11 protein-coding genes, 1 tRNA gene and 1 pseudogene are annotated in these 12,179 nt (G+C 43.1%); all 13 read right to left on the reverse strand.

Annotation, left to right across the window (positions count from 1 at the left end):
* Positions 1–82: 82 nt before the first annotated feature.
* Positions 83–1,366 carry a glycosyltransferase family 2 protein gene (locus AC1F2U_RS00515; RefSeq protein WP_480259360.1) on the reverse strand — a complete coding sequence of 428 codons (1,284 nt, stop codon included), beginning with the start codon at positions 1,364–1,366 and terminating at the stop codon, positions 83–85.
* An 8-nt stretch (positions 1,367–1,374) separates the two neighbouring features.
* On the reverse strand, positions 1,375–1,950 hold the full coding sequence (locus AC1F2U_RS00520) for a YybH family protein (protein ID WP_480259361.1): 576 nt from the start codon (positions 1,948–1,950) through the stop codon (positions 1,375–1,377).
* Between the two features lie 186 nt (positions 1,951–2,136).
* On the reverse strand, positions 2,137–2,259 hold the full coding sequence (locus AC1F2U_RS00525; protein ID WP_480259362.1) for a hypothetical protein: 123 nt from the start codon (positions 2,257–2,259) through the stop codon (positions 2,137–2,139).
* Positions 2,260–2,384: 125 nt separating this feature from the next.
* A complete protein-coding gene (gene metX, locus AC1F2U_RS00530) occupies positions 2,385–3,464 on the reverse strand; it encodes a homoserine O-acetyltransferase MetX (RefSeq protein ID WP_480259363.1) in 1,080 nt (359 codons plus the stop codon).
* Positions 3,465–3,636: 172 nt separating this feature from the next.
* On the reverse strand, positions 3,637–4,941 hold the full coding sequence (locus AC1F2U_RS00535; protein ID WP_480259364.1) for an O-acetylhomoserine aminocarboxypropyltransferase/cysteine synthase family protein: 1,305 nt from the start codon (positions 4,939–4,941) through the stop codon (positions 3,637–3,639).
* Between the two features lie 171 nt (positions 4,942–5,112).
* A complete protein-coding gene (locus tag AC1F2U_RS00540; protein WP_480259365.1) occupies positions 5,113–5,673 on the reverse strand; it encodes a GNAT family N-acetyltransferase in 561 nt (186 codons plus the stop codon).
* Positions 5,674–5,739: 66 nt separating this feature from the next.
* Positions 5,740–6,459 carry a glutathione binding-like protein gene (locus AC1F2U_RS00545; protein WP_480259366.1) on the reverse strand — a complete coding sequence of 240 codons (720 nt, stop codon included), beginning with the start codon at positions 6,457–6,459 and terminating at the stop codon, positions 5,740–5,742.
* A 65-nt stretch (positions 6,460–6,524) separates the two neighbouring features.
* Entirely contained in the window at positions 6,525–7,301 is a 777-nt protein-coding gene (locus AC1F2U_RS00550) for a class I SAM-dependent methyltransferase (RefSeq protein WP_480259367.1), read from the reverse strand.
* A gap of 142 nt (positions 7,302–7,443) precedes the next feature.
* On the reverse strand, positions 7,444–8,046 hold the full coding sequence (locus AC1F2U_RS00555; protein WP_480259368.1) for an SDR family NAD(P)-dependent oxidoreductase: 603 nt from the start codon (positions 8,044–8,046) through the stop codon (positions 7,444–7,446).
* A gap of 60 nt (positions 8,047–8,106) precedes the next feature.
* Positions 8,107–8,418, reverse strand: a pseudogene (locus tag AC1F2U_RS00560) (endonuclease domain-containing protein); the annotation flags it as partial.
* A gap of 123 nt (positions 8,419–8,541) precedes the next feature.
* Positions 8,542–9,426: an Arm DNA-binding domain-containing protein gene (locus AC1F2U_RS00565; RefSeq protein WP_480259369.1), complete on the reverse strand. Its 885-nt coding sequence runs from the start codon at positions 9,424–9,426 to the stop codon at positions 8,542–8,544.
* A 124-nt stretch (positions 9,427–9,550) separates the two neighbouring features.
* Positions 9,551–9,624: transfer RNA gene (locus AC1F2U_RS00570), tRNA-Met, on the reverse strand.
* A gap of 165 nt (positions 9,625–9,789) precedes the next feature.
* On the reverse strand, positions 9,790–12,111 hold the full coding sequence (locus AC1F2U_RS00575; RefSeq protein WP_480259370.1) for a peptidoglycan DD-metalloendopeptidase family protein: 2,322 nt from the start codon (positions 12,109–12,111) through the stop codon (positions 9,790–9,792).
* Positions 12,112–12,179 lie beyond the last annotated feature (68 nt).

A 12,179-nucleotide genomic window follows, 5' to 3' on the forward strand; every position in this document is an offset into this window, starting at 1 on the left:
ACTTATTAAACCCGAATTATCCAATACGTTTCGGTTAAGGTTTTTTAGGGATACAATATTGTTTTACTAAATAATTTTTCCTTCAATTAACTCCTCCCCTATGTTCAGTTTTTACCCAGCGCGATCGCTCCTTTTGCACACACATCTTTGAAGTGGCCACAATCATCACAGGAATCCAATGCACCATGTATAATGACCCTTGAATTGTTGCCCAAACCAAAGACCATCCTCGTAAATTTTGAAATTGGTAAAGTCCAGCAATAAAGGCAATTGTCAGAATGATGCTGAGTAGTGTCTGGAGGGGAAACAGAACTGGATGATGGCTATAAAATATAGTCCAAAGTAAGTCGGGTATTAGTCCAATTGGTAGAAGAAATTGCAATATAAAAAATAATATTAAATCAATTTCTTTTGCCCAAGCTAAAGTAAGAATTTGCGGAAAATAATCTAGATAACGCTGATAGCCACCTTCAGCCCAACGACAGCGTTGATTCCAAAGTTTTTCCCAAGTAGTTACACCTTCTTCCTGAATTGATGGAAATGTAACAAACTCAATTTCCGCATCTGCTAAATAGAGTTTGAAACAAAGATCCAAATCATCGGTGACAGTGTGCTCATTCCAACCTTGACACTTTTCTAACAATTCCCGACGAACTAACATCCCATTACCACGCAGTTCAGACATTCCACCAATAGCGATGCGATGGGTTTGTAGAAAGCTATCACAATTCATTTCCATCTGCTGACAACGGGTTAAGAAATTGGTATTAGCATTAGAAATCGCTTTTCGTACTTGCACTGCACCGATACCTTGCTTCTGAAATAGAGGTACTGTTTGCTGGAGAAAATTGACAGGTAATTGAGCATCTGCATCGCAAACTAGAATAATTTCCCCTTGAGTAAAGGGAAACACCGCATTCAAAGCCCCTGATTTACCACCTTTTGATTCCCGTCGATGAACTTGTAAAGCTGGAAATTGAGTTTGTAATTCTTTCAAAACCTGGGGGGTTTCATCGGTACTACCGTCATCAACAACCCAGATATCTAGGGAATCGCTGGGATAATTCAATTGGCATAAGCTGTAAACTAGATTAGCCAAGACTGGACTTTCATTTTTAGCCGGAACTAAAATCGAGACTGGCGGTAAATAAATTTCACTCTCCATCACCGCCGGCGCTGGTTTAGCTAACAGCATCCGTAACGTTTGCACAGTCAGGATTGCCGTTAATCCCAGCATCAACCATTGTGTTTCTGGTAGCCAGTGCAGCAAACTCACACCACCCCAGACTAATAAAACTACTAGGGTTGCTTTGAGACGGCGATGAAAGCTAATATTTCTACTGGGTTGATAGGTACTTATTCCCACTTTATTTGCTATATCTTTTCGGTTCGTGGCTTAGTTCTGCGACGTAATAATAGCATCGTCACTGCTCCCAACAGAAAACCGCCTACTCCTGCTGCAATTGCTAGAATCCGCCCCAATTGTTGAGCAGCATTCAACACTGGGTTATTCAACAGATTGGAGGAGAAATGTAGCGATTGAATCATCCATTTATCTTGGAATTTTTGCAGCACTGCTGTCCATCGCAAAGCCATATCAGCCGCTTTGCCATCTTTGAAAAAGAAGGACGCGATCGCTTCTCCAGAGGCAACATCGATTTCTGGAGTGAGAAATGTTCTGAGACTATCTCCTTTTAGTTGCATTTTGATATCTTTAATGGAACTGGAAAACTGCTGATTCCAGTACTTTTCAAACTCAGGAACTTTGTGAAATATCTGATTATCAACTGTTGTGATTGTGAAGTTTGGGTGCAAGTAAGGCTGTATTTTGGAAAAATCGCGAGTGTTTAGGGCTTGCAGGGCAATATCCCGCGTGCGAGTAATTGCATTTATCTCCTGTGGGTTGACATCTGCTAAAGCGTATAGGGGTAGATTCCAAATTACCAACATTAACAAAACACTCCAAAGTAGCTGAGTGCATTTGTATATGCTCACTCGTCTCTGTTTCATCATCTAAAAAACCTGTAGATTTGGTGACGCTTACTGATAATTGTTTTAATCTTAATACCCGCATTTTGCCACTTCTGTTGACTAGGGCTGATTAAAAGAATTTTTACAAAGATGTTTCGACTACGTTCAACAACCAGGTAAGAAGCTTTCCGCAGATAGCCACCGCAAATCTGGTACACTATCTTTTAGTTGGCGCTGTCGCAAAATCTCAACTCCCGCGACTGTCGCCACTCTATAAATTTTTTCCATATACACAAGCTTTAATTTGGTAGGGTGCGTTATAGAATTTATTCCTAACTCACCGAAAATCTCTAACGGTGCGTTACGCTGACGCGATAACACACCCTACAAAACTACAAAATGAGATTATTGAGTTATGAGGCTGAGAAATCTAAACTTTGCCGAAAAGAGATCAGCAGTTCATTCAGTACAGCCATGTCAATTAAAAATGCATCATGTCCGTGGGTTGAATTCAGCCACGCCAGTTGAGCATTAGGGATTAAATTTGCCAATTCTTGTTGTTCTACTGGAGGATAGAGGATGTCAGAATCAATTGCAACAACTAAAGTTGGTTGCTGGATGCTTTGCAGAATAGATTCATAATCTGACAAATCAGGACTGGTGCGATCGCGTGCAATATCGTGGCGATCCATTGCATGGGTGAGAGTGATGTAAGTGTTGGCATCAAATCGTTCTGTTAGCTTTTGACCCTGATGCTGTAAGTAACTGGTTATAGTAAACTGCTCAGATGCATCATACTCGCGTCCAAAGCGGCTTGTAAAGCTATCCCAAGAACGGTAAGTAGACATCGCCATCATCCGCGCTACTGCTAGTCCTTGCTTTGGCGGCGCATCCAGAGTATAGTTCCCTCCTTGCCAGTTTGGATCGGCATAAATTGCCTGTCTTTGGGCTTCACTTAATCCAATACACCAAGCTGAATGTCTGCCAGAAACAGCAATGGGTGCGATCGCTTTCACCTTTTTTGGATATAACAACGCCCACTCCAGTGCTTGCATTCCACCGAGCGAGCCACCAATTACTAACCGCAGAGATTGAACACCCAGGTATTCTAATAGCGCAACTTGCAGGCAAACCATATCTCGGATTGTAATCTTAGGGAAGGATACGCCATAAGGGTTTCCCGTTATGGGGTTGACAGTAGTTGGCCCAGTTGTGCCGTAACAACTTCCCAAAATGTTGCTGCATACAATAAAGTCGCATTCTGGATTGAAGGCTTTCTCTGAACCAAATAAAGGTTCCCACCAATCATCAGCATCAGCCGAACCAGTTAAGGCATGACAAATCAGCACCCCATTATTGCCTTGAGCATTTAACTGTCCCCAGGTGCGATAAGCAATCTGAACCCCAGTTAATGTTTCGCCGCCTTCTAATTGAAATGGCATTGTCAGTTGGTAAAACTGGGTTTGCGGTGAGATGAAGTCTGAGTAGATCATATCTAGGAGTGGGGAGTGGGGGCAGGGGAGCAGGGGAGCAGGGGAGCAGGGGAGCAGGGGAGCAAGAAAGAAGTTGCAGTCAGTTTCCCCCCTCCGCACCTCTGCCCCTCCGCACCTCTGCCTCTTGTGCCCACTTGCCCTGAGCGTAGCCGAAGGGATGCCCAATTAAAAACTAAATCCTAACTTGCTGGAATGCTTGCTCAAAATCTTCTTTGATGTCGTCGATATGTTCAATTCCCACTGATACTCGCACCAAATCGGCTGTCACGCCTGCTGAAAGTTGTTCGTCATTACTTAGCTGTTGATGGGTTGTAGAAGCGGGATGAATAACGAGGGTTTTCGCATCACCAACATTTGCTAAATGACTCGCTAATTTCACATGATTAATAAAAGCTTTACCCGCCTCTAGTCCACCTTTGATACCAAAGTTTAAAACTCCCCCAAATCCATGCCGAAGATATTTCTTCGCTCGTTCATGAGAAGGGTGATTGGGAAGTCCGGGATAATTAACCCAAGATACTTGCTCTTGCTGCTCTAACCACCGAGCCAATTCTAGGGCATTGCTCGCATGACGATCTACACGCAAAGAGAGAGTTTCTAATCCTTGCAGTAACAGAAAGGCGTTAAATGGACTCAAGGACGGGCCAAAATCTCGTAACCCCTCGACTCTAGCGCGAATAATAAAGGCAATGTTACCAAAAGAACCATTGGGGCCAAACACTTCTTGAAAATTTAGCCCATGATAGCCGGGTGCTGGCTCAGTAAATAGAGGAAATTTGCCATTACCCCAATCAAATTTACCCGAATCGACAATTACACCACCAATGGAAGTACCATGTCCACCAATCCATTTAGTTGCAGATTCTACTACAATGTCTGCACCATGCTCAATGGGTCGAGCTAAATACCCACCAGCACCGAAGGTATTATCCACAATTAAAGGAATGCCGTTTTCGTGGGCAATGTGAGCTAAAGCGGCAAAGTCGGGAATATTGAATTGAGGATTGCCAATGGTTTCAACGTATAGGGCTTTGGTGCGATCGTCGAGCGCTTGACGAAAACTTTCTGGGTCATCTCCCTCAACAAACTTGACGTTAATACCTAAACGTGGCAAAGAAACTTTAAACTGGTTATATGTTCCTCCATACAGAAAACTAGTGGAAACAATATTATCCCCAGCCTGAGCGATGGTACTGATTGCCAAGAATTGTGCCGCCTGACCGCTAGCGGTTGCTAATGCTGCTACGCCTCCTTCTAAGGCAGCAATCCGCTTTTCAAATACATCCGTCGTCGGGTTCATGATGCGGGTGTAAATGTTACCAAATTCCTGGAGAGCAAATAACCGCGCTCCGTGGTCGGCGTCGTCAAAAACGTAGGAAGTCGTTTGGTAAATCGGTACAGCACGAGCATTAGTTCCAGGAGCTGGCTCTTGTCCAGCATGAACTTGCAGGGTTTCAAAACGATATTGTTCTGACATAAGCAGTTATTTGAGTTTCCAATTATACAAACAATTAATAATAATTGAGCCTTGTTTTGGATGAATCAACTGTAATTCGGAAGGCTTACCGTATTTTAGCTGCTTACGCCCAGAATTCCTCATCTTTACTCCAATTGAGAAACTAAACATCAGCCTGTATCTGTTGCTAACTTACTCACTCAGTTTTTTATTTTTAAGCACAAATTGCTCCAGATCGTGATATTGCCCTTTGAAGAAGGCATACTGTTTCTGTATACCCCGACTGTGAAAACCTAACTTTTCTAGCAACTTTTTAGAAGCGATATTTTCCAGCATGACGTGGGCAATAACGAAACGCAAACCCATTTTCTCAAACCCAAATTGCAAGATAGTACTCACTGCCTCAGTCATAATGCCTTGCCTCCAAAAAGTACTGGCAAGCTCATAACCTACTTCGGCTGAGTGTTCTTGTGGATTCCAGGTAAACCCACAAGAACCAATCAAAACGTTGTCTTGCTTATGGACAATTCCCCAGCGAATTCCATCTCCTCGCTCAAACCGCTTGGCTCTACGTCCAATGACAGCGATCGCTTCTTTAATAGAAGTGAAGGTATCAAGATCGTGAAACTGAGTCACGCTTGGATCGGAGAATACAGCAAAGGTAGCTTCAGCATCCTGTAACGTTGTCTCACGAAGAAGGAGCCTTTCTGTTTCTAATTGAGGAAAGGAAGATAGTAAGAAGCCATTGCTCATAGTTGCGACTGATGATCTGGGGTTAGAGCTAAATTAGCCATCGCCACAGTAACAATTTCATTAGGCTCAAGGCTGAATAGTCTTCGCCGACTGGTTAAATAACAAATCTCGCAACTTATCTGGATCGAGCGCTTCAGTTTTGAATGCTTCTGCTTTTTCGTAGGCACGAATTGTTGCTGGACGCGCTTTAATTGTCTCAAACCAGCGCTTGAGGTGAGGAAAATCCTCTAGGTTTTGACTTTGGAGTTCATGCGGCACAATCCAGGGGTAAGCAGCAATATCGGCGATGGAATAATCGCCAGCCACAAATTCTTTATCTGCTAGTTGTTTATTCAGCACTGCATATAAGCGTCCCGTCTCATTCACATAGCGGTTAATCGCATATTCAATCTTTTCGGGAGCATAAGTACTAAAGTGATGATTTTGTCCCGCCATTGGCCCTAATCCTGCCATTTGCCAGAACAACCATTCTAAAACTTGAGTGCGTTGGCGTAGCCCGCCGGAGGCATCGCGTAAATCTTGGGGGATTAATTTCCCGGTTTTTTCTGCCAAATATAGCAAGATTGCCCCAGACTCAAATACCGAAATTGGCGCACCTCCATCTGCTGGTTCGCGGTCAACGATCGCAGGCATACGATTGTTAGGAGAAATCTTTAAAAATTCTGGCTTAAATTGATCCCCAGCCGCAATATTCACAGGAATTATAGTGTATGGTAAGCCGACTTCTTCCAAGAAAATTGTAATTTTATGACCGTTTGGAGTTGCCCAATAGTAAAGTTCAAGCATGGTTCTTTTCCTAAAAATTGCGCGATTGTTTTGTAGGTTAATAGTGCGTTACAGACATCTCTTAATTACGAATTAGATGGCGGTGATTTGGCGATCGCAGCCCAAACTCTATGGTGAACCTGAAGAATTGGTGTAGGATATTGTGTTTCGAGCAATGTTGCCAATTCTTGGTCAAATACTTCTACCTTTTCTAGTGTCAAACTGGCTCCCACACCAGCACTAGCACGAATTCGTCCTCGCCAAGCTTCGTGTGTATAAGACACAAATAAATCGTAAGAAAATGTGCGGATTTCTCGGAATCCTCCTTCGCCAATATCTTGTAACCACAAGGGATACAAACCATTACCGCCGCCCAAATTCCACGCGGGATTATGAGCCTTAATCAGTTGTTCTGTTGCGTGAACTACATTACCTTTTAAGGGTATCCAATCAAAATGTGCGATCGCAAGCAAGCCATTTACTCTCAATATACGAGTAATTTCCTTGACAGCACGCGGACGGTCAAACCAATGCCAACACTGTCCAGCTGTCACCACATCCGCACTGGCGTCTGGTAACTCGGTATTCTCGGCACTTGCAACTCGATAATCTACTTTAAGTTGCACAGATTCGCTTAACAGTCTGGCTTGTTCTAAAAGTGAGGCTGATGGATCTAGGCCAATTACATAAGCACCTCTATCGGCAAACCCCCGCGCTAGCGTTCCTGTCCCTGTACCGAGGTCAACAATATTCTGCCCTGGTAAACCTATACCATATTCAGACAATTTGTTAAATAATGAACTAGGAAACCCAGCGCGGTGTTTTGCATAATCAGTAGCAGTTGCACCAAAATCAATTTTCATACCTACAAAACTATTCTTGTAACAATTGTCTTGGCTAGAAGTTCTCTACCCACGGACGTAGTTCTATTTCATAAGTCCAAGCACTGCGGGGTTGGCGTAGGATACTCAGATAAGTTTGAGCGATGTCTACGACGGGCTACGCCTACGCATCCGGGTCAAGGGTACTATCAGGATTATCTGCTGGATCTTGGCGAACTGCTGAACGGATTGCACCATCAATCACGAAATGCGCCACATGAATATTTTTTGGTGCTAATTCTCTAGCAATACTCTGAGCCAAACCGCGTAGTGCAAATTTACCCATTGCAAAGGGAGCAGACAGAGGATAACCCTTAACACTGGCTGAGGCTCCAGTAAAAAATATAGCACCACCACCAAGTTGCAAAAACCTTTTGGTAGCAGCTTGAGCCACAAGAAAGCCACCATAAGCAGTCACATCTAGGGTTTTTGCCACTTCACCAGGGTCTAGATCGACAAGAGGCCCCCGCACCCGAAAACTGGGATTATAAATGACAATATTTGGGGAACCGACTTTACGATCGATATCAATAAATAACTGTTCTACTTCGTCTGGCTTTGAGGCATCTGCGGCGAAACTAACCGCCCCAATTTCACTGCTCAATTGAGTAAGTTTTTCAATTTGGCGAGCCGCTAAAGCTATGGTAAATCCTTCTTTGGCAAATAAGCGAGCTAAAGAAGCGCTCAGTCCATTACCTGCACCGACAATTAAAGCTGTTGTTGCCATAAATTCAATTCTCCTTATCCTGCAAAACTTTAGTTCCCCTTTTCCCCAAAAGAGAAGGAGTTAGGGGATGAGGGTTTGTGCAATTCGATGTAAAACTAACTCGATATTATTAAATATTTGCTCATTACTAAAGCGAATCACAGTAAAGTAATTAGATTTTAACCAGTTTTCTCTGATAAAATCTTGAGCCTGCTGATTTGCATGAATACTATCATATAATTCAATAATTAGTAGTTTTTCATGACAATAAAAATCAGTGAGCTATCTACCAATATTATGTTGTCTGCGAAATTTTGTATTTAACAAACGTCTATTTCTTAAACATTCCCATAATATTTCTTCTGCTGGTGTTTGTTGTTTTCTTAACTTGCGGGCGCGTTCTAGGGCGTGTCATCAATTAGGTAAACTGGAATCAGAATTGCTAAAAAAGAATCAAGAAAACCAGTTAGTACAGGTCGCCAAACTCTATTTAAAAAGTTATGGCTGTTTAGCTCTCTACCATTGCGTGAACAAAACAATAATGTTTCCCCTCCACCCATACCCAATAGAGTTTAAGAGTTCTTTTAGCTGATTATTGATTGGGAATAATCTTGTTTGGTGAGTTTTTGTATCCTTCCTGACTCTTACATCAGAAGGAAAAGCTTCGGTAATTTTGATATGTGTTGAACTAATATGTTTCCACTTCAGCGCTACAGCTTCTTCAGGTCTACAGCCTGATAGAAATAATAGACGAACATAATTGGCATAATGTGAATGAGGCAATGGTGAATACTTAGGACAATATTTATCGCTAATAAAAGCATCAATAATAGTATTTATTTCCTCTCTGTTAAAGGTGAGTATAGTGCTATTTTTTCTTTTGGTCTTAATACTTTTAGCTAAATCTTTGAAGAGATTACTTTCTATTAGCTTAGATAGGACAGCCCAATTACAGCAAGCATTCATTTGTTTAAGAGTGCGCTTGGCTGTTTCAGCAGAATAAGTACTCAGTAAATGATTCCTTATGATCACTGCTTGATTAGGATCAGTAGTAGGTAATGCTCTGATGCGCTTCTCTATTAATGAGTAGTCACGGACAAGAGTTGATTCCTGTACTTGACCACTTTTAAACTGAGTATACTTTTCCCATAACTCAAGTAGGCTGTATACCTTTTGTTTCTTAGGGGTAGCGGTGTGGTCAGCTTTGTATTTGGCAAGGGTAGGGTCAAAATAGCCAGCTAGGATATCTAACTCTATTCGTCGTGCCTGAATCTCAGCAGCCACTCTGTTCTCTGGAGTGTCAACCAAATTCAGAGATAAGTATTTCTGATTGCCATTAAATAAAGCTCTAGGAAATCTTAATCTAAGATAACCTTTAGATACTTCAATACCAACTTTCATGGTAATCCTTTGACTATTTTGGATAGTCACTGGATAGTCAAAAGAGCCTTATTATAGAAATTCAGCTCCCTAGTACTACTGATGACTAGAAGCTGAAACTCTTATATTATCATTACTTTTAAAGTGGCTCAGGTCGGAGTTGAACCAACGACCCCAGGCTTATGAGTCCCGTGCTCTAACCAACTGAGCTACTGAGCCATATTTATTCAAGTCATTAGCTAATATAGCATAAAAATTTGCTCAAGACTAGTCCATTTTGGAATTTTGTTAGAACTTTCATCCCTATTGAGGTAATAAAAGTAGAAGAGGGAGGTAGACTCCCTCAACTAACAAGGCAATAATTTAGTTACAGACAGCCAAGAATTATAGGCGTTGCGGTAACATAGCTATTGGGTTAACAGCACCCTTGCCTGATGGATGGATTTCAAAGTGGGTGTGTGGCCCAGTACTGTGACCAGTGCTACCCATTAAAGCAATTGTTTCTCCCTGATGTACTGCCTGACCAGGTTGCACCAGAACCTTGCTGTTATGAGCATAGCGAGTCGTGCTGCCATCAGGATGGCGGATTTCGACGAGGTTGCCATAGCCACCATTGTTCCAGCCAGCTTTTTCTATCGTCCCCTCAGCTGAAGCTACAACTGGCGTGCCAGTGGAGTTAGCAACGTCAATTCCTTTGTGCATTCTACCCCAGCGCCAGCCATAGCCAGAAGTTAGGGTTCCCTTTGCTGGCCAGGTGTAAGCTAAGGTTGAGGAAGATGGAGGAGGTGTAAGTTCGTCAATGGGTCTGGGAAGATATTGATCTACTGCTGCCAAAGGTGGTAATACCTGTGGAGAAACTGTGGTTCCTCGCATATTTCCTAAGGAGTCAGAGGCATTTACTTTTCCAGCAGGCGTTGCCACCCTTGTGGCAGATTGAGTGCGAGAGGGAGTCCACTGGCTAGCAGAACCTAGATTAGGCAAGAATTCTGGGTTTACTGCTTCGCTAGGGCGTACAGTAGTACGGAATTGGGGCTTAATTGGCTGAACGCTATAGTTAGCCCGAATCGGTGTCGGAACTGGAATTGGTATTGCTACACTATTCGGTCTAGATACAGGGTTAGGTACACTGAAATTATTGGGCGTAGAAACAGGAGTGAGCATAGCAGCATTATTTGCTTCGATCGCTGCTGCTGGCACAGCTAAATTACCAGACTGTTGAGCGCGATATTTCTGCTGTAACCTCTGGATTTCTCCTTGTAAGCCCCGCAAACGGTCATTATTGTTATTGTTTACCCTTGCTACCCTATTTGCTGGTGTCTTCGGCTGTTGCATTTCGGCAAAAGCTTGTGGCACTGGAATGTCACCACCAACGCCATAAGACTTAGCTGTCGGGGGGGCAGTTTTTAAGTCGGTTGCACTATTTGCCTGAATCTGTACAGTTACCGGTGTAGGGACGGCAACGCTACTGTTGTCGGCAATAGTTGGTGATGGTGAACTAGGTAGATATGAGTTAGCACTACCAATATTCAAAGGGGAGGTAGCAACATGAGGAGTTTTGCTAGACTCTACAAAAGTCGGCTGACTCGCTACAGTTGCCTCAACTTGAACTGCCTCAACTTGAACGGCAGGAATTTGAACCGCAGGAATAACTAGTTTTTGACTAATTCGCAGTTCATTGGGATTATTGAGGTTATTTGCTTTAACTAGTTCTGATACTGAAGTGTTGTATCTGCTGGCGATCGCTGCTAGTGTATCTCCAGGTTTAACTTCATAAGCTGTATGCGTCGAGGAGGCAATCACTATTGGCGCCGATGGTACAGATGCACTTGTCTGTGTCTTCTGTTTTAACCTCGATATCAGGTTCGCTTGGCTTGCATCGCTAGAAGTGTCTGACTGGACTGCTAATGCAGTCTTCTCAACCACAGTTGTCGGCTGCGCCAATTCTATATCAGCTTGTGATAAATTTTTGGTCTCTCCAGACTGCAACTGCGCCAGACTCTTTCTTAAACGGTTCGATTTTTCTTGTAAGCGATTTAGTGCGAACTCTTGTTGCGCCTTAAGTTGTGCATTTATTTCACTGTTAGCTGCGGTTGACGTTGCCACTGTTTGTGGCTGCGCAGTTAGTGATATATTTGTACTATCAACACCATCAGCACTATAGTCAGACAGCTTATTGACTGTTGGAAAACTAGTTTCTGCTAAAGTATTGTTCAATCCCTGTGCCATTTTGGGCTTCAGGTAAGTGGAATTTTTATAACCTGCTGTTGTTTGAGAAAACGTGTTTGATGCAGGAACTTGCAAAGATATTCCACTTGCCGCTACTTGCCATTTAGCTTCAAGCCCAGGCACTTGTGATACTGCCGTTGGTTCCACGATTACAGGATTTTCCGGCACGCTCGCTGATGAGACTGCTTGGGACTCCAGCTTTGTGGAGGCGAATTTCACCTCGGTGTCAGGAACAGCAGGAATCGCTGAGGTTGCCTTTTGGCTACCTACTGGCACCGCTGCTTGGGCTTGATCGCTTTGTCGAGTCACCAAAAGGCTGGTTGCTCCCATAGAGATTGCCAAGCCAATCATCGCCGCTTTTGTCCGCACCCGGCTCTTAACTTTTGGATTCATTACATTTAGCAGTTCTACCGGGGCATCATCGCTGCTAGGGGTATTGTTCAACACAGCTTTTACTCTCTTTTTCAATGCTCGTTTCAAAGACGACCTCCTTACGATCACTAGCGCTTAACTAACCTCGATTTTTCAGTTGGATACTAGTCAATGAT

The sequence above is a fragment of the Nostoc sp. LEGE 12454 genome (assembly GCF_056620565.1).

Coding starts and splice junctions, on each gene's coding strand:
- AC1F2U_RS00520 (WP_480259361.1), bottom strand. CDS start 1,950: ATGTTGGTAATTTGGAATCTACCCCTATACGCTTTAGCAGATGTCAAC.
- AC1F2U_RS00525 (WP_480259362.1), bottom strand. CDS start 2,259: ATGGAAAAAATTTATAGAGTGGCGACAGTCGCGGGAGTTGAGATTTTG.
- metX (WP_480259363.1), bottom strand. CDS start 3,464: ATGATCTACTCAGACTTCATCTCACCGCAAACCCAGTTTTACCAACTG.
- AC1F2U_RS00535 (WP_480259364.1), bottom strand. CDS start 4,941: ATGTCAGAACAATATCGTTTTGAAACCCTGCAAGTTCATGCTGGACAA.
- AC1F2U_RS00540 (WP_480259365.1), bottom strand. CDS start 5,673: ATGAGCAATGGCTTCTTACTATCTTCCTTTCCTCAATTAGAAACAGAA.
- AC1F2U_RS00545 (WP_480259366.1), bottom strand. CDS start 6,459: ATGCTTGAACTTTACTATTGGGCAACTCCAAACGGTCATAAAATTACA.
- AC1F2U_RS00550 (WP_480259367.1), bottom strand. CDS start 7,301: ATGAAAATTGATTTTGGTGCAACTGCTACTGATTATGCAAAACACCGC.
- AC1F2U_RS00555 (WP_480259368.1), bottom strand. CDS start 8,046: ATGGCAACAACAGCTTTAATTGTCGGTGCAGGTAATGGACTGAGCGCT.
- AC1F2U_RS00565 (WP_480259369.1), bottom strand. CDS start 9,426: ATGAAAGTTGGTATTGAAGTATCTAAAGGTTATCTTAGATTAAGATTT.